Consider the following 20,184-nt stretch of genomic DNA (forward strand, 5'->3'; position numbering starts at 1 on the left):
ACCATCAGCATGACACACCCCGCCCGACTAACGCAACGGGAGTTGCACTTGGCTGCTGAGCCCTCGTCCGCCGCGCCCGGCACCGTCCGGCCCGGCGGGCGCACCGCGCGCACCCGCGCCGCCGTGCGGGACGCCGTTCTCGCCGGGCTCGTCGAGCACGGCTACGCGGGCCTGACCGTCGAGTACGTCGCCGAGCGCTCCGGCGTCCACAAGACCACGCTCTACCGCCGCTGGGGCGGCGTCGACGGGCTCCTGACGGCGGCCCTGGACCTCGCGCGGGAGGACTCCTGGACGCCGCCCGACACCGGCACCCTCAGAGGCGACCTCCAGGCGCTCGCCCACGAGATCGTCGGCACCTTCACCGACCCGGGAACAGCCGCCGCCCCCACCGCCTTGATCGCCGCCGCGTTCCGGTCCGAGCGCGCGGCGGAGGCCCTGCGCGGCTTCCATCAGCAGCGCTTCGCGCGCTGCGGACCGCTGATCGCGCGGGCCGTCGAGCGGGGCGAGGCGCCCGCCGGCACGGACGCGGGCGCCGTCGCACGGGCCGTGTGCGCCCCACTGTTCCTCAGACTGTTCATCACCCACGAGCCCATCGACGCCACCGTGGCGGACGAGGCCGTGGAGGCCACGCTCGCGGCGGTCGCCGCGGGCGCCTACGCCGTCAGACCGTCCACGCCTGCTCTATCTGCACGACGTCACCGGTGATCGCCGCGACATCGGCCTCCGTCTGCGCCCGCAGGGCGAGCCGCTCCACCCGGTCCTCGCGGTACTTCCCGTGCTCCGCGCCGGAGTTCCACATCGACAGGACCAGGAACTCCGGGCCGGGCGCCTCGCCGAAGACCCCCCGCAGCATCCCGGGCGACCCGGCCATCGCCGGGTTCCACACCTTCTCCTGCATCAGCGTGAAGTGCTCCACCCGGTCCTCATGGACCCGGCAGTGCGCGAAACGCACCACGTCCGCGTCGCCGAACTGCGGCCGGAATCCCACCTTCACATCGAAGCGGTGCTCGAAGAGCCGCACCTGGACGTTCCGGAACGTGCCGGACTGCGCCGCCGCCAGTCTGTCGTGGGACCGCGCCATGAAGGAGTCGTAGAACGACCGGCTCTCCCAGAAGCCGAAGAGGTGCACCACACCGGGGCGCGCCCGGCTCCAGCCACCCCCCTGCCCCCGGAATCCCGGTTCGCCGAGCAGCCCCGCCCATTTCCGCTGCCCCCGCTCGAACCCCCGGCGGTCCACCACGGTGCAGCGAATCCACTTGACCAGCACCGACCCATCGTACGGCGACCGCAGTGGCGCGCGTCACGTAGCGGCGCGGTACACGCCGGTGAGGGTCACGGCGTCCTCGGCGGCCAGTTCGATCCGGAACTCGTTCTTCAGCACCGTGGTCAACTCCTCGGCACCCGCTTCCCGTTCATCCCCGGCCCATCAGGACGCGCGTTCGCCTGTGTCGAACCCACGAGCGTCCGCCGTAGACCCGGCTCCGTCCGCCGCACCACCGGCCGCGAGACGAAGGGCGAGTGCGGGTGCGTCGAGATGCAGTGGTTCGCCACAACGCGGACCCTGGATTCATCACAACACGGGCCCTGGAAAGGCCGATGGGGGAACCGGCACGGGCCGGTTCCCCCATCGTCACACGACTGTCAGCTGCAGCCGCTGGTCGAGCCGCAGCCCTCGCAGAGGTAGCAGCTGCCCGCGCGGCGCATCTTGGTGCCGCAGGAGAAGCACAGCGGCGCGTCGGCGTTCAGGCCGAGCTGCATCTCCACCAGTTCGGTGGAGTTGTGGACCTGCTTCGGCGCCGGGGCGGCCACGGCGGGCTGGGCCGGGAGCTCCGGCTTGGCCGGCGCGACCTGACGCGGCGCGGACTGGGCCAGGCCCTCGACGTCGACCTCCTCGGCGGCCGGCTCGTACGAGCCGGTGTCCAGGTGGCGCTGACGCTCCTCGGCGGAGTGGATGCCCAGCGCCGAGCGCGTCTCGAAGGGCAGGAAGTCCAGCGCCAGGCGGCGGAAGATGTAGTCGACGATCGACTGCGCCATCCGCACGTCCGGGTCGTCCGTCATGCCGGCCGGCTCGAAGCGCATGTTGGTGAACTTCGAGACGTACGTCTCCAGCGGCACGCCGTACTGGAGGCCGACCGAGACGGCGATCGAGAAGGCGTCCATCATGCCCGCGAGGGTCGAACCCTGCTTGGACATCTTCAGGAAGACCTCGCCGAGACCGTCGTCCGGGTAGGAGTTGGCGGTCATGTAGCCCTCGGCGCCGCCCACCGTGAAGGAGGTGGTGATGCCCGGGCGGCCCTTCGGGAGGCGCTTGCGGACCGGGCGGTACTCGACGACCTTCTCCGCGACGGCGGGAGCGGCGGCCTCGGCCTTCTTCTCCTCCTTCTTCTTGGCGGAGAGCGGCTGGCCGACCTTGCAGTTGTCGCGGTAGATGGCGAGGGCCTTCAGGCCCATCTTCCAGCCCTCGAAGTAGACCTCCTCGACCTCCTCGACGGTGGCCGACTCCGGCAGGTTCACCGTCTTGGAGATCGCGCCCGAGAGGAACGGCTGCGCGGCAGCCATCATGCGCACGTGGCCCATGGCGGAGATCGCGCGCTCGCCCATGGCGCAGTCGAAGACCTCGTAGTGCTCGGCCTTCAGGCCCGGGGCGTCGATCACATTGCCGTGCTCGGCGATGTGGGCGACGATCGCCTCGATCTGCTCGGCCTGGTAGCCCAGGCGCTTGAGCGCCTTGGGGACCGTGTTGTTCACGATCTGCATCGAGCCGCCGCCGACGAGCTTCTTGAACTTGACCAGGGCCAGGTCCGGCTCGACGCCCGTGGTGTCGCAGTCCATCATCAGGCCGATGGTGCCGGTGGGGGCCAGCACGGAGGCCTGGGCGTTGCGGAAGCCGTCCTTCTCGCCGAGGCGGAGCACGTCCTGCCAAGCCTCGGTCGCGGCGGCCCAGACCGGGGTGTCCAGGTCGTCCATGCGCTTGGCGACGGCGTTGGCGTCGGAGTGCTGCTTCATGACGCGCTTGTGGGCGTCGGCGTTGCGGGCGTAACCGTCGTACGGGCCGACGACCGCGGCCAGCTCGGCGGAGCGCTTGTAGGACGTACCCGTCATCAGCGAGGTGATCGCGCCGGCCAGGGCGCGGCCGCCGTCGCTGTCGTAGGCGTGGCCCGTGGCCATCAGCAGGGCGCCCAGGTTGGCGTAGCCGATGCCCAGCTGGCGGAAGGCGCGGGTGGTCTCGCCGATCTTCTCGGTCGGGAAGTCGGCGAAGCAGATGGAGATGTCCATCGCCGTGATGACCAGCTCGACGACCTTGGCGAAGCGCTCGGCGTCGAACGACTGGTTGCCCTTGTCGTCGTCGCGGAGGAACTTCATGAGGTTGAGGGAGGCGAGGTTGCACGAGGAGTTGTCCAGGTGCATGTACTCGCTGCACGGGTTGGACGCGGTGATCCGGCCCGTCTCCGGCGAGGTGTGCCAGTGGTTGATCGTGTCGTCGTACTGGATGCCCGGGTCGGCGCAGGCCCAGGCCGCCTCGGCCATCTTCCGGAAGAGGCCCTTGGCGTCGATCTCCTCGATGACCTCACCGGTCATCCGGGCGCGCAGACCGAACTTCGTGCCGTTCTCGACGGCCTTCATGAACTCGTCGTTCACGCGGACGGAGTTGTTGGCGTTCTGGTACTGGACGGACGTGATGTCGTCGCCGCCCAGGTCCATGTCGAAGCCCGCGTCGCGCAGAGCGCGGATCTTCTCCTCCTCCTTCACCTTGGTGTCGATGAAGGCCTCGACGTCGGGGTGGTCGACGTCGAGCACGACCATCTTGGCCGCACGGCGCGTGGCGCCGCCGGACTTGATGGTGCCGGCGGAGGCGTCGGCACCGCGCATGAAGGAGACGGGGCCGGAGGCGTTGCCACCGGAGGAGAGCAGCTCCTTGGAGGAGCGGATGCGGGAGAGGTTCAGGCCGGCGCCGGAACCACCCTTGAAGATCATCCCCTCTTCCTTGTACCAGTCGAGGATCGACTCCATGGAGTCGTCGACGGAGAGGATGAAGCAGGCGGAGACCTGCTGCGGCTGCTTGGTGCCGACGTTGAACCACACCGGGGAGTTGAAGCTGAAGACCTGGTGGAGCAGGGCGTAGGTCAGCTCGTGCTCGAAGATCTCGGCGTCGGCCGGGGAGGCGAAGTACCCGTGCTCCTCGCCCGCCTTGCGATAGGTGATCACCACGCGGTCGATGAGCTGACGCAGGCTGGACTCGCGCTGGGGCGAGCCGGTCGCGCCGCGGAAGTACTTGCTGGTGACGATGTTGACCGCGTTCACCGACCAGAAGTCGGGGAACTCGACGCCACGCTGCTCGAAGTTGATCGAGCCGTCGCGCCAGTTGGTCATGACGACATCACGACGCTCCCAGACCACCTCGTCGTACGGGTGCACGCCGGGGGTGGTGTGGACGCGTTCGATGCGCAGGCCCTTGCCGCCCTTGTTTCCCTTGGAGCGGGAACCTCGCGCAGAGCCGCTCGTCGTCTCGGTCATGCCGCCTCCCTCTACGGGCAAAACGCCCTAATGCGCCTATTTTCTTCCGGGGCGCGATGTGTTCTGTCACCCGGGAGCGCTCAGCGCTCCGGGTAGGTCTGGATTGCCGTCGCTCAGTCGGCGGCGACGGCGGGCGCCGGCACCTCGGCGCCGGCGGCGGGGCCCGTCGGGGTCACGGCGGAGCCACCGCCGGTCCCACGGCCGAGGCCCTCGCGCAGCTCCGCGACGGCGGCCTCGAAGTCCTCGAGCGAGTCGAACGCCTGGTACACGGACGCGAAGCGCAGATAGGCGACGAGGTCGAGGTCCTTGAGCGGGCCGAGTATGGCGAGCCCGACGTCATGGGTGGTGAGCTCGGCGCTGCCCGTGGCCCGCACCGCTTCCTCGACCCGCTGACCGAGCTTCGCCAGCGCGTCCTCCGTGACCGGGCGACCCTGGCACGCCTTGCGCACCCCGGAGATCACCTTGGTCCGGCTGAACGGCTCGGTGACCCCGCTCCGCTTGATCACCATGAGTGACGCGGTCTCCACGGTGGTGAACCGGCGGGAACAGTCGGGGCACTGGCGGCGCCTGCGGATCGAGCAGCCGTCATCGGTGGTCCGGCTGTCGACGACCCGGCTGTCGGGGTGCCTGCAGAAGGGGCAGTGCATGGCTCTCCACCTTCCTTCACCCTCGAGGAACCTCGAACAAGCTGTCACGATCCACGGCTCCGGCGCCCCCCGTAGGGGTCTCGCCGAGCAGCCCCCAGCATAGGCGATGACCGGGACCCGAAATGACCGGGGAGGGTCATCGACCACAACTTGTGGGTGGCCGTGGCCATCAAACCACTAGATCTGGTGCCCGGCCGCCAGGATCCACCTCAGCGTGTCGCGCCGCGCCGACGGGACACGACCCCGCCCGAGCGACCCGGAGGCAGGCCGGGAGGGGCACGGATGACACACTGGGTGACGTGGCACGGCGCCGCCGCCGGACACCGCCGACACCCCTCGAAGGGCGATGGACGGGCCGTCGCGCGATCGCCGCGCGACCCGAACGGGCCTCCGGCGCGAGCGAGCGAAGCGCGCATCGAAGAGTACCGTAATGGGGCGAATTGATCTTTGCCCGTACACCCTGCCGTCTGATCAAGTCAGCCAATCCGCGATATTTCACTCGAACGTGTGTTTGGCGCAACCTTTCGAAAGCAACTACCGTTGTCCAGCTAGGGAGAACATCTCGAGAGGGGCCGACGTGACCACCACCGCAGACAGCGCCACCATCACCGCCCAGGACCGCTCCCAGAACCGACTCGACCAGGCACACCCGATGAATGACGCAGCCATGAACGCCGAGGGGCAGAAGCCGGCCCGCTCGCTCCCAGGACGGCCCCCGGGCATCCGGGCGGACAGCTCCGGGCTCACCGACCGGCAGCGCCGTGTGATCGAGGTCATCCGGGACTCGGTCCAGCGCCGCGGATACCCACCATCCATGCGCGAGATCGGCCAGGCGGTGGGGCTCTCCAGCACCTCATCGGTCGCCCACCAGCTCATGGCCCTGGAGCGCAAGGGCTTCCTCCGCCGGGACCCGCACCGCCCCCGCGCCTACGAGGTGCGCGGCTCGGACCAGCCGAGCACCCAGCCCACCGACACCACTGGCAAGCCCGCGGCCTCGTACGTCCCGCTGGTGGGCCGTATCGCCGCCGGTGGCCCGATCCTGGCCGAGGAGTCGGTGGAGGACGTCTTCCCCCTCCCCCGGCAGCTGGTCGGCGACGGAGAGCTGTTCGTCCTCAAGGTCGTCGGCGATTCCATGATCGAGGCCGCCATCTGCGACGGCGACTGGGTGACGGTCCGCCGCCAGCCCGTGGCGGAGAACGGTGACATCGTGGCCGCGATGCTCGACGGAGAGGCCACGGTCAAGCGCTTCAAGCGCGAGGACGGCCATGTCTGGCTGCTCCCGCACAATGCCGCTTACCAGCCCATCCCCGGCGACGAGGCCACCATTCTGGGCAAGGTCGTGGCCGTATTGCGGCGGGTCTGACGTACCCGCCGAAAGACGGGGCCCCGGAACCAACTGCGCCGGTTCCGGGGCTCTTCTTTATGCCTCTTCGCGTTTAGGCGTGGACACGTTTCGCGCGCTCACGCCGCCGAGCGCTTTTTCTTTATGCGGTTCTTTATGCGGCAGTTTTCGCGGCAGCCCTTCAAGCGGTCACGCGCCCTGGGCGTGACCGCTTATGTCTCCGGCTATTTTCCCTCCGCCTTGGCCGCCGCGTCGATGGCGGACAGGGAACGGCGCACCTGATTACGGTCCGTGGTGTACCAGAAGTCCGGCATCGAGGCCCGCAGGAAGGATCCGTAGCGGGCCGTCGCCAGCCGGGGGTCGAGCACCGCGACCACACCGCGGTCCCCCGACGCCCGGACGAGCCGGCCCGCGCCCTGCGCCATCAGCAGTGCCGCGTGCGTCGCGGCCACGGACATGAAGCCATTGCCCCCGGCGTCCTCCACGGCCCGCTGCCGGGCGCTCATCAGCGGATCGTCCGGGCGGGGGAAGGGCACACGGTCCATGACCACCAGCTGGCAGCTCGGCCCCGGCACGTCGACGCCCTGCCACAGCGACAGCGTGCCGAACAGACACGTCCGCGTGTCCCCGGCGAAGTTCTTGATCAACTCGCCCAGCGTGTCCTCGCCCTGGAGCAGGATCGGCATGTCGAGCCGTCCCCGGAGCGCCTCGGCGGCCGCCTGGGCGGCCCGCATCGAGGAGAACAACCCCAGGGTGCGGCCTCCGGCCGCCTCCACCAGCTCGGCCAGCTCATCGAGCATGTCCGTCCGATTGCCCTCCCGGCCCGGCTGGGCCAGGTGCCGGGCGACATAGAGGATGCCCTGCTTCGGATAGTCGAACGGCGAGCCGACGTCGACGCCCTTCCACGACGGGAGGTCGTCCCCCTCGACGCCCTCCGGGGCGAGGCCCAGGGAGGCGCCCACACCGTTGAAGTCGCCGCCGAGCTTGAGCGTGGCCGACGTCAGCACCACGGACCGCTCGCTGAAGAGCTTCTCCCTCAGCAGCCCCGACACCGACAGGGGCGCCACCCGCAGCGAGGCACCGAAACGGTCGTGCCGCTCGTACCAGACGACGTCGTACTCGGAGCGCGCCACGATGCGCTCGGCGACCGCGTGGACGTTCTCCACGGAGGCCAGGGCCTGCTTGCGGACCGCGTCCTCGTCCTGGACGGACTTGTCGCGGGTGTTGCCGATCGACGAGATCACCGTGCGCGCGGCATCGCGCAGGGCCATCAGACAGTGGTCGAGGTCCTCGGGGATCTCCTCCAGCCGGCCGGGCAGAGCGAGCTCCATCAGCCGCTCGAAGCTCTCCGCGGCGGTCTGGAGGGCGTCCGCCGCCTTCTCGTCGACGAGCTTGGCGGCCCGCCGGACGGCCCGGTTGACCTGGCCGGGAGTGAGCTCACCGGTCGCGACGCCGGTGACCCGCGAGACCAGCTCATGGGCCTCGTCCACGATCAGGACCTCATGGCCGGGGAGGACCGGAGCGCCCTCGATCGCGTCGATGGCGAGCAGCGCGTGATTGGTGACCACCACGTCGGCGAGCTTGGCCCGCTCCCGGGCCGCCTCGGCGAAGCACTCGGCACCGTAGGCGCACTTCGAGGCGCCCACGCACTCGCGGGAGGTGACGGACACCTGGGCCCAGGCGCGGTCGGAGACGCCGGGCGTCAGATCGTCCCTGTCGCCGCTCTCGGTCTCGTCCGCCCAGTCGCGCAGGCGCAGCAGGTCCTTGCCGAGCTTGCTGGTGGGCGCGGCCGACTCGAGGGGGTCGAAGAGCCCCTCCTCCTCGTCCTGCGGAACCCCCTCGTGGAGCCGGTGGAGGCACAGGTAATTGCTGCGGCCCTTGAGCATCGCGAACTGAGGGCGTCGGCGCAGCTGCGGATGCAGCGCGTCGACCGTCCTCGGCAGATCGCGCTCGACGAGCTGGCGCTGGAGCGCGAGCGTCGCCGTCGCGACGACGACGCGCTCGCCGTGGGCGAGGGCCGGCACGAGGTAGCCGAGCGACTTACCGGTGCCGGTGCCCGCCTGGACGAGCAGATGGGAACCGTCGTCGATGGCCGCGGCGACGGCTTCGGCCATGGTGACCTGGCCGAGCCGCTCGCTGCCGCCGACGGCGGAGACGGCGGCGTGCAACAGGTCGGTGACGGAGGGCGAGGAGGTGGCAGTCATAGCCTGTTCAGCCTACGGTGCGGCACTGACATCGCGGGCCGATGTCCGTCCCGGGCCTTTCCGGGCCAGGCCGTACAAACGGGCCGACCCGGACCGTCGTGATCGTCACAGAACGGCACGCAGCGCCCTGTCGCGGATCATCAGCGCCGCGCGTTTGCCGGGCAGCTCCACCTCGCCGCTCAGCCGGAAGCCCGCGCCGAGGAACGCGGCCGTCGACGGGGTGTTGCGCAGGTCCGGTTCCCCGATGACCCGGTCGCAGGAGGGGCGGCGGTCCAGGATCAGGTCGGCGACGGCCCGCAGGAGGAGCGTGCCGAGACCCCGGCCCCGGTCCGCGACCTTGCCGATGAGGAAGTGGATCCCGGTGTCGTGCGGCCGGGCCGGGTAGTGGCGGGCGACCGGGTCGAGATCGGCCCGGTAGACCTCCCAGTAGCTCATCGGGACCCCGGAGAGCACGCCGAGACAGGGCATGCTGCGCCCGTCGCCGTCGAGCTGGGCCCGGAGGTGGTCGACGGTGGCGGCGCCCGGGCCGGCCAGCTCCCAGAACGCCGCGACAGCGGGATCGTTCATCCACTGCGTGACCAGCCGGAGGTCGCGCTCGATCCGCACCGGGACGAGCTGGAACGGCCCCGCGTCGGTGCCCACCGGCCCCCAGTCGGCGAGACCGTCCAGGAAGTCGCCCGGACCATCGGGGAATCCGGGCCGTCCGGTCCCCCGGGTGTGGTGGCGGGCATCGGCTGGTCCGGTGAGGTCGTGGACGGCGTGCTCGGCGGTGATGAGCTCGATGAGTTCGTCCGTCAGCCGGAGGTCGAGGGTGTCGCTGAGCGGGTTCGTCCCGGCGTTCGTACCGGCGTTGGTGTCGGCGTTCATCCGTGGCTCACCCCGCCGCCGTGGCCAGGGGGTTGGCGATCGTGACGTAGACGGACTGGGAGTCCACGGGTCCGGAGAGCTCGTCGAGACCGCGCAGCCTGGTCAGCATGTTGGCCTTGCAGCGCAGCACGGGCTCTTCGAGGAGACGCCGGGGCAGGGCGGAACGGACCGGGGAGGCGCCGGACGCGGCCTCCTTGAGGAAGCGACGGAGCGCGGCGAGCAGGACGTGCTCGTCGGCGAGGCGCTGGGAGCCGAACGCGCCGATCAGACCGAGGACGTTGTTGACGCCGAGGTAGTAGAGGAACCGTTCGTCGGCGACCTCGTCCGAAACGAAGGTGTCGCTCTCCCGCCCGATGCCCGGAAGCCGCTGTTCGAGCGCGGCGCGATGGGATTCGCGGAAGTAGTAGCCCTGGTTGTCGCGGTAGCGCCCGCCGACGGGCCAGCCGTCCGCGTCCAGCAGGACGAGGGTGTTCTGCTGGTGGGCTTCCAGGGCGATGCCCGCTTCGCCGTCGAGCCAGAGGACGGGCCGGACGATCGCCTCGAGGTAGCGCAGGAACCATTCCGTGGCGACGGCTCCGGCGGGCCGGCCCGTGCGGTAGGCGAGCCGGGCGACGGTGTCGGCGAGCCGGGAGTGGGTGGCGGGCCTGCCGGTGGCGCCCTGCCGGCCGGCCCACGGCCGGGGCGAGACGAACCCGGCGAGGCACACGGCGTCGTCGCCGGGGCCGAAGGGGTTGTGCCGGATGACGGTGTCGAGCCCGCGCAGCGGGGTGCCGTCCGGGGCGTCGACGCCGATCCAGGCCGGGTCGCGGACGATGTCGAAACCGTGCCCGCCGACGCAGGCCGTCCGCCAGCGCTCGGCGAGGCCGCCGCGCAGCAGCCGGTGCACCTCCACGCCGCGCCGCAGCTCCTTGCGGAGGTTCTCGCGACGGGAGTTGGTGACGCGCAGGCCGACGGAGAGCTTGAGCATCGCGGGGGCGCCGGGCCGGTGCACGGTCCGCAGCGACGACGTGGGGTACCAGGGCACGCCCCGCGGACCGAGGTCGCGCAGCAGCCCGGCGTCGAAGAGCTGGGCGAACTCGGGGCGGTGGCGGATGTCGCGGGCCTGCCAGGGGTGCGCCGGCAGGGGGACGGTCCCGGGCGGCAGTTCGCGCTCCAGGTCCGGTCCGGCGAGGCGGGCCGCGAGCGCGGTGGCGTCGACGGGGCGGCCGCGTTCGGTCCAGGCCGAGTCGGCGGCGAGCACGGAACGGTCGACGGCGAGCCAGTGCAGCGGGAAGCTGCCGCGCAGTTCGGGCGAGTAGGGCGCGGCCTCGGCGTCCGAGAGTCCCTCGCGGCTCTTGGGCGCGGGGTGCAGGGGGTGTCCGAGGAGCAGGGCCTGTTCGCCGTAGAGGAAGAGTTCGCCCGCGTCGGGGTCGGCGGGCCGCTCGCGCCGGTCGGCGAGGAAGACGGCCGTGCGGCGTACCGAGTCGGCGACTCGGGCGACCAGTTCCCCGCCGTCGTCGGTGGGGGGACGGCCGGACTGGGCGGCGCGGTGGGTGGCTTCCCGGCCGAGGAGGGCGGCCAGGGTGACGGCGTCGAAGGCGGGGGCGTCGTCGGGGCCGCCGGTCAACGTGACGCGTCCGAAGCGGTGCCAGCCGGTGGCGGACCAGTAGTGCACCGGCACGCTCAGCGGGATGCCGCTGGCGTTGAGCGGCAGGTAGAGGATGTCGCCGTGGGGGCGTTCGACGCCGTTCTCGCGCACCCAGCAGCGCAGCAGGTTCTCCACGGCGGCGGCGTCCGCGGCGGCTCGTGGGTCGGGGTCGTCCAGGGGCTCGGCGACGCCGTGCGGTCCGGCGGCGGGCAGTTCGGCGCGGGCGGCGCGCCCGCCGTGATCGTGCTCGCCGGCCCTGCCGTGCGGGCGCGGCAGCGCCGGGGTCAGGGCCTGGCCGACGGGGGATGCATCGGTGGGGAGGGACGCGTTCATGCGGGGTGCGGCGTACAGGTCACGGCGTTCCGGCCGGGCTGCGGCGCCTTCCTCCTTCGGCGGTCTGGTGCGGCGGGTCTAGGGGGTGGGGCGCCGGCGGACGGTGCGGGAGGCCGCGGCGACGGCGTCGGACAGCCGGTCGAGGACGGCCTCGGCCTGCTCGTCGGTGAGGGTGAGGGGCGGGAGCAGCCGGATCACCGGGGGGCGGCGGTCGCTCAGCCCGACGATCAGGCCCCGGCGCAGGCACTCCCGCCGGACGGTCTCGGCCAGCGCGGTGGCCTGGGGGTCGGCTTGGGGGGCGGCCTCGGGGTCGGTGAGCTCGATGCCGATCATCAGGCCCTTGCCGCGTACGTCCGCGACGCACGCGTGCTCCCGCGCGAGCCGCCGCAGCCGTTCGAGCATCCGGGCGCCGAGGACGGCCGCGCGGCGGTCCAGTCCGTTCTGCCGGATGTGGCGCAGGGTGGCCGTGCCCGCGGCCATGGCGAGCTGGTTGCCCTGGAAGGCGGCGGCCGGGCCTTGCCGGCTCGGCCGGGCGTCGAGGTCGTCGCGGTGGACGATGACGGCGAGCGGGAGACTGCCGCCGATGGCCCTGGACAGGACCATGACGTCGGGGACGACGCGGCTGTGCTCGACGGCCCAGAAGGCGCCCGTGCGGCCGGCCCCCGTCCACGTCTCGTCGGCGATGAGCGGCACGGCCCGCGCCGTGGTGACATCGCGGATCCAGCGCAGCCGGTCGTCGGCCACCGGCACCACTCCGTCGCCCAGGACGGGCTCGACGACGAGCCCGGCGGGAAGCGGGGCGCGGCGGTGGACGTCACCGATCGGACGTCCGGCCGCGTCCGTGCGGGCGCCGCCGGTCGGGGGCCCGAACGGACAGCCCGTCGCCCCGCAGCCCCCTGCGTGGACACCCGGGGGCGGAAACTCCGGCGCACAGCCGACAGCGCCGAGGTTTGCGGTGCGGATGTCGGCAAACGGCAGCCCGGGCGAACAATCCTCCGCGCCGAGGTTTCCCATGCGAACGTCGACGAACGGAAGCCCCGGCGCGCGAGCGCGCCCTGTGCCGACTCCGCCGATCGGACACCCCGACGCACAGCCGACCGCGCCGGCTCCTCCGGCCAGGGGCCCCTGCGGCGAGGCGAACCCCGACACCACCTCCCCCAGCCCGTCGCCCCCGAGGGCGAGGAGTCCGGCGCGGCCGGTCGCGGCGCGGACGAGGCGGAAGGCGTCCGCCAGGGCATCGGTGGCGGCGGGGCCGCAGAACCGGATCCGGGCCGAGTCGGCCAGTCCGCGCGGGAGGGTCGCGAACAGCTCGTCCGCGAAGGCCTCCTGGACGGGCGTGGCGAGGTCCGGGACCTGGAGCGGCGCGCCGGAGTCGAGTACGGCGCGGATGGCCTCCAACACGACCGGGTGATTGTGGCCGAGCGCGAGGGCGCCGCCGCCCGAGAGGCAGTCGAGATAGCGACGGCCGTCGGCGCCCTCGATGGTCAGGCCCCGGGCGCGCACGGGCACGACGGGCAGCGACCGGGCGTACGTCCGGGCCGAGGGCTCGCGGGTCGGCTGTCGCCGCGGCGTGCCCGCGCGCCCGGCCCGGCGTGCCAAGAGCGGTGCGGGCGGCGGTAGTCGGGTCGGGGTCATGGCTCGGTTACCTCCTTCTGCCCGCTGAACGGTGGCCGGTCGTCCCCCGTACGTACCAACGACGCCGCGAGCTGCGGATCACGGTCCGATCGCAAGATCCTTCGTTCCGGAACCGAGGACCCGCCCGTGTCCGTCTCCCTCGGCACCGGCATAGTGGGGGCCCCGCCCCTCGCCGGGACGGGGCATGACAAGTTCACGCCATGCCGCGCACATAGCGGACATGAACCACCCGATACGCACAGATCACAGGGGGAGCCCACTCCATGCCATCGACAAGGCGGCCAGTCCTGGCCGCGGCCGCCCTCACCGCCGCCCTGGCGCTGACGGCCACCGCGTGCGGCCCGTCCGACGACAAGGCCGCGGGCGACACCAAGCCCAGCGCGGCCGCGAGCCAGAAGGGCGACGACTTCCCCAGCCTGCCCAAGGGCATTCCCGCCCAGGACCTGGAGAAGTGGAAGAAGAAGTGGCAGGACGGCGCCTGGAAGAACTGGGACAAGGACCAGTGGCTGCGTGAGGCCCGCGACTTCGTCAACCCCATCATCAAGGGCCACTGGAAGCCCGACACGATGAAGGACGCCCACTCCAGCGACAAGACGCTGGCCACCCAGGGCGCCCCCGGCACCGTGCCGGGCGGCGGGGCGAGCGACCAGGGCGTCACGGACCCGGAGCCGCGTCCGGTCACCGCCAAGGCCGTCGGTCTGCCGTACCACAACAACGCCGCCCCGGTGGGCAAGGTCTTCTTCGACAGCCCCGAGGGCCACATGGTCTGCTCGGGCACGGTCGTCAAGGACCCGGCGCACCCCGGCAAGTCCAACCTGGTGTGGACCGCCGGCCACTGCGTGCACGCCGGCCAGAAGGGCGGCTGGTACCGGAACATCGCCTTCGTGCCGTCCTACAACGACAACGGCCTCCCGGGCGCGCAGGTCAACAGCGCTCCGGTGCAGGACGTCGCCCCGTACGGCCTGTGGTGGGCGGACTGGGCGCAGACGTCGACGCAGTGGATCACCCAGGGCGCCGAGACCGGTGGCGCGGGCGCTCCGTACGACTTCTCCGTGCTCCACGTGAAGTCCGAGAACGCCACTGGGAAGTCCCTGGAGGAGACGGTCGGCAACGCCCTCACCGTCGACTTCAGCACCCCGCAGGTGAAGTCCATCAGCAGCATGGGGGCCTGGGGCTACCCGGCCGCGCCGCCCTTCGACGGGCAGAAGATGTACGACTGCGTGGACAAGCCGGGCCGCCTGACCATCGAGTCGTCGCAGCCCACGATGTACCGCATCGGCTGCACGATGACGGGCGGTTCGTCGGGTGGCGGCTGGTTCGCCAACGGTCCGGACGGCAAGCCGGTGCTGATCTCCAACACGTCGATCGGCCCGGCCAACAGCACCTGGCTGGCGGGGCCGCGCCTGGGCCCGGAGGCCAAGGGCGTCTACGACGCGCTGAGCCAGAAGTTCGCCAACAAGCAGTAGCGAGCAGTAGTAAGCGGCAATGAGCGAAGGCCCGCCCCGACCGATGTCGGGGCGGGCCTTCGTGTCGGCGGGGTCAGTGCCGGGCGGCCGGTACGAACCGCTGGAGCTCGGCGGCGAGCTCCTCGTGGACCCGGGCCTTGATCAGGGTGCCCTCCGGGGTGTGCTCCTCGGAGATCACCTCGCCGTCCTTGTGCACCCGGGCGATCAGCGAGCCATGGGTGTACGGCACGAGCGCCTCGATCTCCACGGCGGGGCGCGGCAGCTCGGAGTCGATCAGTGCCAGCAGCTCCGCGATGCCCTCGCCGGTCCGCGCCGACACCGCGATCGAGTGCTTCTCGATGCGGAGCAGCCGCTGGAGGACGAGCGGATCGGCGGCGTCCGCCTTGTTGATCACCACGATCTCGGGCACGTCGACCGCGCCGACGTCCCGGATCACCTCGCGCACGGCGGCCAGCTGCTCGTCCGGCGCCGGGTGCGAGCCGTCGACCACGTGGAGGATCAGGTCGGAGTCGCCGACCTCCTCCATGGTGGAGCGGAACGCCTCGACGAGGTGGTGCGGCAGGTGCCGGACGAAGCCGACGGTGTCGGCGAGGGTGTAGATCCGTCCCGAGGGCGTCTCGGCCCGGCGGACGGTCGGGTCCAGGGTGGCGAACAGGGAGTTCTCCACCAGTACGCCCGCGCCGGTGAGACGGTTGAGCAGCGAGGACTTGCCGGCGTTGGTGTAGCCCGCGATGGCCACCGACGGGATCTTGTTCCGGCGGCGCTCCTGGCGCTTGACGTCGCGGCCGGTCTTCATCTCCGCGATCTCCCGGCGCATCTTCGCCATCTTCTCGCGGATCCGTCGCCGGTCCGTCTCGATCTTGGTCTCACCGGGGCCACGGGTGGCCATGCCGCCGCCGGAGGAGCCGGAGCCACCACCACCCATCTGCCGGGACAGCGACTGGCCCCAGCCGCGCAGCCTGGGCAGCATGTACTGCATCTGGGCGAGGGAGACCTGGGCCTTGCCCTCGCGGGACTTGGCGTGCTGGGCGAAGATGTCGAGGATCAGGGCGGTGCGGTCGACGACCTTGACCTTGACGACGTCCTCGAGGTGGATGAGCTGGCCGGGGCTGAGCTCACCGTCGCAGACGACGGTGTCGGCGCCGGTCTCCAGGACGATGTCCCGGAGCTCCTGGGCCTTGCCCGAGCCGATGTAGGTGGCCGGGTCCGGCTTGTCGCGGCGCTGGACGACGCCGTCGAGGACCTGCGCGCCGGCCGTCTCGGCGAGGGCGGCGAGCTCCGCGAGGGAGTTCTCGGCGTCCTGGACCGTGCCGGACGTCCAGACGCCGACCAGCACCACACGCTCCAGGCGCAGCTGCCGGTACTCGACCTCGGTGACGTCCTCGAGCTCGGTGGAGAGCCCGGCGACACGGCGGAGCGCGGCGCGCTCGGAACGGTCGTACTGCTCGCCGTCGCGCTCCCCGTCGATCTCGTGGCTCCAGGCGACGTCCTCTTCCATCAGGGCGTCGGCCCGAAGGCTCTCCGGGAGGCTCTGCCGGTCCTGCCGGTCCTGGGGAAGGGAAGAAGAGGAGGTCATTTGATCCTTTGCTTGATTGGACGACTGTGCGACGCCCTCGTGCCGAGGGCTCACGGCATCGACAACGTCCGGCGCCTTCCGGAGATTCCCGGGGGCGGCCGCCTCGCCGACCCGTCGATGTTCCCATGCCGCCGCCGGGGCGTCACGCGGGTTTCGGCGGGGTCGTCTTCCAGTCGGGGTGCCCGGGCATGGGCGGGGTCGTCCGCCCGTACAGCCAGGGCTGGAGGAACCGGGCCTGGTCCTGGCCGGAGACCTCGGAGGCGAGGGCGACGAAGTCGGCGGTGGTGGCGGTGGAGTCGTGGTAGCGGCGCACCCACTCGCGCTCCAGGCGGTCGAAGGCCGCCGTCCCGATCCGCTGGCGGAGGGCGTAGAGCACCAGGGCGCTGCCGTCGTAGCAGACGGGCCGGAAGATGCTGATCTTCTTGCCGGGCACGGGCCCCTTGATCGCCGCCGGGGGGCCTCCGTCGGCGCGCATCTGGTCGGAGAGCTGATAGGCGACGCGCATCCGGTCCACCAGCTTCCGGCCCTTGCGCTCCTCCGCGTAGAGCGATTCGTACCAGGTGGCGTGGCCTTCGTTGAGCCAGAGGTCGGACCAGACGCGGGGGCTCACGCTGTCGCCGAACCACTGGTGGGCGAGCTCGTGAACCATGATCGACTCCACGTACCAGTCGGGGAAGCCGGCCTTGGTGAACACGTCGCGCTCGAAGAGGGAGAGGGTCTGCGTCTCCAGCTCGAAGCCGGTCGAGGCGTCGGCGATGAGCACGCCGTAGGTCTCGAAGGGGTAGTTCCCGACCCGCTTCTCCATCCACGCGATCTGGTCCGGCGTCTTGGCGGTCCAGCTCTCCAGGGCCTTCTGGTCGGCGGCCGGCACCACGTCCCGCAGCTTCAGCCCGCGCGGGCCGCCGCGCTGGGGCACGGTGGAGCGGCCGATGGCGACCTGCGCGAGTTCGGTGGCCATGGGGTGGAGGGTGCGGTAGGTCCAGGTGGTGTTCGCTCCCTCGGTGGTCTGCCCGGCGGGCAGCCCGTTGGCGACCACGGTCAGCTCTTTCGGGGCGGTCACGCGGAAGGTGAACAGCGCCTTGTCGGAGGGGTGGTCGTTGCCGGGGAAGACCCGGTGCGCGGCGTCGGCCTGATTGGCCATGACGAGGCCGTCGCTGGTCGGCACCCAGCCGCCCTCGCCCTCGCCGCGCGGATCGCTGGTGTGGTGGACGGTGACGGTGAACGAGCTGCCGGAGGGCACCGGCTCGGTCGGGGTGACGACCACGTCCTCTCCGGCGGGGGTGAACTGGGCGAGCGCGCCGTTGACCTCCACCGAGGCGATCGCGCCGTGGGTGAAGTCCATGTTGAAGTCGTCGAGCCGCGCGGCGGACCGGGCGACGAACCGGGTCACGGCGTCCAGCGGCTGGTTGTTGGCGTGGTAGACGAGCGAGATGTCGTAGGCCGCGATGTCGTAGCCGGGGTTGCCCAGGTGGGGGAAGAGCCGGTCGCCGATCCCCCGGGCCTCGGGGGTCGGCGGCGCGGCGGCGCCCAGGACCAGGACCGCCGCGGCCGCGAGGAGGGCGGCCCGGCGGCGCGGGAAGCGCCGGCGCTGCGGGGAACGCTCCCCGGGGGCGGGTGAGTGCGACATGCTCCACCGCTACCAGCGCGCGCCCGCGCGCCGGTGGCGGCGCGACGTCGGCCCACCCTTACGAGCGTCTTGGATGCTGGTACGAGTGTCGTATCGGACGACAGATGGGCATGCTTCCCGGCCGGCGGACGCGCGGCTACAGCGGGGCCGTCAGCGCCCGGCCCGCCCGCTCGACGTCATAGACCCCCGGGACCCGGCGCATCGCCCGCATCAGCTCCGGCAGCCGGCCCGGGTCGGCCAGCTGGAGGGTGTAGGTGTGCCGCACGCGCTGCTCGTACGGCGGCTCGACGGCGGCCGAGATGACGGCGACCCCTTCGGCCGCGATGGCCTCGGTCAGGTCGGCGAGCAGATGCGGTCTGCTGAACGACTCCGCCCGCAGGGTCACGCGGTAGTCCCCGCCGCCCGCCTCGTCCGGGCTGCGCCAGCGCACCTCCACCGGCTGCCGGCCCGAGGTGACCATCCGGTCGACCACGGGGCAGGGCGCGCGGTGCACCGTCACCGTGCCGCCGCGCACCGCGAAGCCGGTGACCTCGTCGGGTGGGACGGGGGTGCAACAGCCCGCCAGCCGTACGCTCACGGCCGCCCGCTCGCCCTCGCCCTCGCCCGCCGCTCCGGTGACGACGGCGACCGGGCCGCGCGCGGGGGAGGCGGCCCGGGGGGCGGACCGGGGCGGGCCAGGGGCGGGCGGTGCGGCGGGCGGACCGTCGGCGGCCGGTTCGGGCGCCGGGTGGGCGGCCAGCCAGCGGTCGATGGCGATCCGGGCCGCCGGCGTCCGGGCGTGCTCGCGCCACTCGGGCGAGGGGCCGGAGGCGCTGTCCGGGGACATCAGCAGATGGAGGGTGTCGCCGTCGCGCAGCACGGTGCCGAGGGCGGCCAGCCTGCCGTTGACCCGGGCGCCGATGCAGTGGTGCGCCCCGTCGCCGTACTGGGCGTAGGCCGCGTCGACGCAGCTGGAGCCCGCCGGGAGGCCGATGGTGCCGCCGTCGGCCCGGAAGACCGTGACCTCGCGGTCCTGGGCGAGCTCGTCGCGCAGGGACGTCCAGAACGTGTCCGGGTCGGGGGTGGCGCGCTGCCATTCCAGGAGTCGGGAGAGCCAGCCGGGGCGCGTGGGGTCGACGCGCTCGCCGTCCGGCGCGTCGGGGGCGTCCGGGGCCGCGTAGGGGTTGCCGAGGGCGACGACGCCGGCCTCGGCGACCCGGTGCATCCGGTGGGTGCGGATGAGGACTTCGGCCGCCTGGCCGTCCTCGCCGGCGACGGCCGTGTGCAGCGACTGGTAGAGGTTGAACTTGGGGGCGGCGATGAAGTCCTTGAACTCGGAGATGAACGGGGTGAAGCAGGTGTGCAGCTCGCCGAGGACCCCGTAGCAGTCCGCGTCCTCGGCGACCAGGACGAGCAGTCTGCCCAGGTCGGAACCGGTGAGCTCGCCGCGCTTGATCCGCACGCGGTGCACGGAGACGAAATGGCGGCGGCGGACGAGGACTTCGGCGGTGATGTCCGCCTCGCGCAGGATGGCGCGCACCCGTGCGGCGGTGGCCTCCAGGGGGTCGGGGCGGCCCGCGTGGGCGAGGACGAGGTCGCGGGTGCGGGCGTATTCGTCGGGGTGGAGGATGGCGAAGACCAGGTCCTCCAGCTCGGTCTTGAGGGCCTGCACGCCCAGCCGCTCGGCGAGCGGGATCAGCACGTCGCGGGTGACCTTGGCGATGCGCGCCTGTTTCTCGGGGCGCATGACGCCGAGGGTGCGCATGTTGTGGAGGCGGTCGGCGAGCTTGATGGACATGACCCGGACGTCGTTGCCGGTGGCGACGAGCATCTTGCGGAAGGTCTCGGGCTCGGCGGCGGCGCCGTAGTCGACCTTCTCCAGCTTGGTGACGCCGTCGACGAGGAAGCGCACCTCCTCGCCGAACGCCTCCCCCACCTGATCGAGGGTCACCTCGGTGTCCTCGACCGTGTCGTGGAGGAGGGACGCGGTCAAGGTGGTGGTCTCGGCGCCCAGTTCGGCCAGGATCAGGGTGACGGCGAGGGGGTGGGTGATGTAGGGCTCGCCGCTCTTGCGCGTCTGACCGCGGTGGGAGGACTCGGCGAGGACGTAGGCCCGGCGGAGGATGTCCAGGTCGGCGCCGGGGTGGTGGGCGCGGTGGACCTTGGCGACGTGGTCGATGGCGTCGGGGAGCCGGCCGCGGGCGCCGGAGCCGCTGAGCGCCGCGCGTCCCAGCCGTCTCAGGTCGATGCGGCGGCCGCGCCTGCGGCCGGGAGCACCGGTGTTCGTGACCTCTGCGCCCATGGGCACCTCCGGCAGCGTCGACCGGCGGTCGGCTCACGCCTCCAGGCCGGTGCTTGATGCTACC

The 20,184-nt window shown here is 72.0% G+C and carries 13 protein-coding genes; 3 read left to right on the forward strand and 10 right to left on the reverse strand.

The annotated features are described in order from the left end of the window. Positions 1–9: 9 nt before the first annotated feature. Entirely contained in the window at positions 10–705 is a 696-nt protein-coding gene (locus ACX9I7_RS22780; protein WP_459388343.1) for a TetR/AcrR family transcriptional regulator, read from the forward strand. Here ACX9I7_RS22780 and ACX9I7_RS22785 read toward each other — a convergent pair. The 3 genes from ACX9I7_RS22785 to nrdR form a co-directional block, all read right to left on the reverse strand. Continuing rightward, positions 662–1,267, reverse strand: a complete 606-nt coding sequence (locus ACX9I7_RS22785; protein WP_126916422.1) for a YdbC family protein — start codon at positions 1,265–1,267, stop codon at positions 662–664. The two genes, ACX9I7_RS22780 and ACX9I7_RS22785, sit on opposite strands and share 44 nt — an antisense overlap. Before the next feature lie 374 nt (positions 1,268–1,641). Continuing rightward, complete coding sequence (locus tag ACX9I7_RS22790) at positions 1,642–4,515, reverse strand: vitamin B12-dependent ribonucleotide reductase (RefSeq protein WP_387572041.1); 2,874 nt, start codon at positions 4,513–4,515, stop codon at positions 1,642–1,644. Between the two features lie 113 nt (positions 4,516–4,628). Next, positions 4,629–5,162 (reverse strand): transcriptional regulator NrdR, encoded by a 534-nt coding sequence (gene nrdR, locus ACX9I7_RS22795; RefSeq protein WP_459388344.1) that lies wholly within the window; start codon positions 5,160–5,162, stop codon positions 4,629–4,631. A gap of 577 nt (positions 5,163–5,739) precedes the next feature. Here nrdR and lexA point away from each other — a divergent pair. Beyond that, positions 5,740–6,525, forward strand: a complete 786-nt coding sequence (gene lexA, locus ACX9I7_RS22800; RefSeq protein ID WP_099202316.1) for a transcriptional repressor LexA — start codon at positions 5,740–5,742, stop codon at positions 6,523–6,525. Between the two features lie 203 nt (positions 6,526–6,728). Here the strand turns inward: lexA and ACX9I7_RS22805 are convergent, their stop codons facing one another. The 4 genes from ACX9I7_RS22805 to ACX9I7_RS22820 all read right to left on the reverse strand — a co-directional run bounded on the left by ACX9I7_RS22805 (position 6,729) and on the right by ACX9I7_RS22820 (position 13,170). Next, complete coding sequence (locus ACX9I7_RS22805) at positions 6,729–8,708, reverse strand: ATP-dependent DNA helicase (protein WP_358238408.1); 1,980 nt, start codon at positions 8,706–8,708, stop codon at positions 6,729–6,731. Between the two features lie 105 nt (positions 8,709–8,813). Beyond that, a complete protein-coding gene (locus ACX9I7_RS22810; RefSeq protein ID WP_387572049.1) occupies positions 8,814–9,575 on the reverse strand; it encodes a GNAT family N-acetyltransferase in 762 nt (253 codons plus the stop codon). A 7-nt stretch (positions 9,576–9,582) separates the two neighbouring features. Next, positions 9,583–11,535 (reverse strand): IucA/IucC family protein, encoded by a 1,953-nt coding sequence (locus ACX9I7_RS22815; protein ID WP_459388345.1) that lies wholly within the window; start codon positions 11,533–11,535, stop codon positions 9,583–9,585. Between the two features lie 78 nt (positions 11,536–11,613). After that, positions 11,614–13,170, reverse strand: a complete 1,557-nt coding sequence (locus ACX9I7_RS22820; RefSeq protein ID WP_459388346.1) for an aminotransferase class III-fold pyridoxal phosphate-dependent enzyme — start codon at positions 13,168–13,170, stop codon at positions 11,614–11,616. A gap of 263 nt (positions 13,171–13,433) precedes the next feature. On the opposite strand from ACX9I7_RS22820, the gene ACX9I7_RS22825 reads away from it, so the two are divergent. Further along, entirely contained in the window at positions 13,434–14,636 is a 1,203-nt protein-coding gene (locus ACX9I7_RS22825) for a trypsin-like serine peptidase (RefSeq protein WP_358631637.1), read from the forward strand. Positions 14,637–14,709: 73 nt separating this feature from the next. On the opposite strand, the gene hflX is transcribed toward ACX9I7_RS22825, so the two are convergent. The 3 genes from hflX to ACX9I7_RS22840 all read right to left on the reverse strand — a co-directional run bounded on the left by hflX (position 14,710) and on the right by ACX9I7_RS22840 (position 20,120). Continuing rightward, complete coding sequence (gene hflX / locus ACX9I7_RS22830; protein ID WP_387572059.1) at positions 14,710–16,212, reverse strand: GTPase HflX; 1,503 nt, start codon at positions 16,210–16,212, stop codon at positions 14,710–14,712. Between the two features lie 142 nt (positions 16,213–16,354). Further along, positions 16,355–17,839, reverse strand: a complete 1,485-nt coding sequence (locus ACX9I7_RS22835; RefSeq protein ID WP_459388347.1) for a M1 family metallopeptidase — start codon at positions 17,837–17,839, stop codon at positions 16,355–16,357. 136 nt (positions 17,840–17,975) lie between these two features. Then, a complete protein-coding gene (locus ACX9I7_RS22840; RefSeq protein ID WP_387572063.1) occupies positions 17,976–20,120 on the reverse strand; it encodes a RelA/SpoT family protein in 2,145 nt (714 codons plus the stop codon). Positions 20,121–20,184: the final 64 nt, after the last annotated feature.

The sequence above is a fragment of the Streptomyces sp. L500 genome (genome assembly GCF_054551825.1).

Bases quoted from the DNA above. Each gene is read 5' to 3' on its own strand.
- ACX9I7_RS22780 (WP_459388343.1), top strand. From the start codon at position 10: ATGACACACCCCGCCCGACTAACGCAACGGGAGTTGCACTTGGCTGCT.
- ACX9I7_RS22790 (WP_387572041.1), bottom strand. From the start codon at position 4,515: ATGACCGAGACGACGAGCGGCTCTGCGCGAGGTTCCCGCTCCAAGGGA.
- nrdR (WP_459388344.1), bottom strand. From the start codon at position 5,162: ATGCACTGCCCCTTCTGCAGGCACCCCGACAGCCGGGTCGTCGACAGC.
- ACX9I7_RS22805 (WP_358238408.1), bottom strand. From the start codon at position 8,708: ATGACTGCCACCTCCTCGCCCTCCGTCACCGACCTGTTGCACGCCGCC.
- ACX9I7_RS22810 (WP_387572049.1), bottom strand. From the start codon at position 9,575: ATGAACGCCGACACCAACGCCGGTACGAACGCCGGGACGAACCCGCTC.
- ACX9I7_RS22815 (WP_459388345.1), bottom strand. From the start codon at position 11,535: ATGAACGCGTCCCTCCCCACCGATGCATCCCCCGTCGGCCAGGCCCTG.
- ACX9I7_RS22820 (WP_459388346.1), bottom strand. From the start codon at position 13,170: ATGACCCCGACCCGACTACCGCCGCCCGCACCGCTCTTGGCACGCCGG.
- ACX9I7_RS22825 (WP_358631637.1), top strand. From the start codon at position 13,434: ATGCCATCGACAAGGCGGCCAGTCCTGGCCGCGGCCGCCCTCACCGCC.
- hflX (WP_387572059.1), bottom strand. From the start codon at position 16,212: ATGACCTCCTCTTCTTCCCTTCCCCAGGACCGGCAGGACCGGCAGAGC.
- ACX9I7_RS22835 (WP_459388347.1), bottom strand. From the start codon at position 17,839: ATGTCGCACTCACCCGCCCCCGGGGAGCGTTCCCCGCAGCGCCGGCGC.
- ACX9I7_RS22840 (WP_387572063.1), bottom strand. From the start codon at position 20,120: ATGGGCGCAGAGGTCACGAACACCGGTGCTCCCGGCCGCAGGCGCGGC.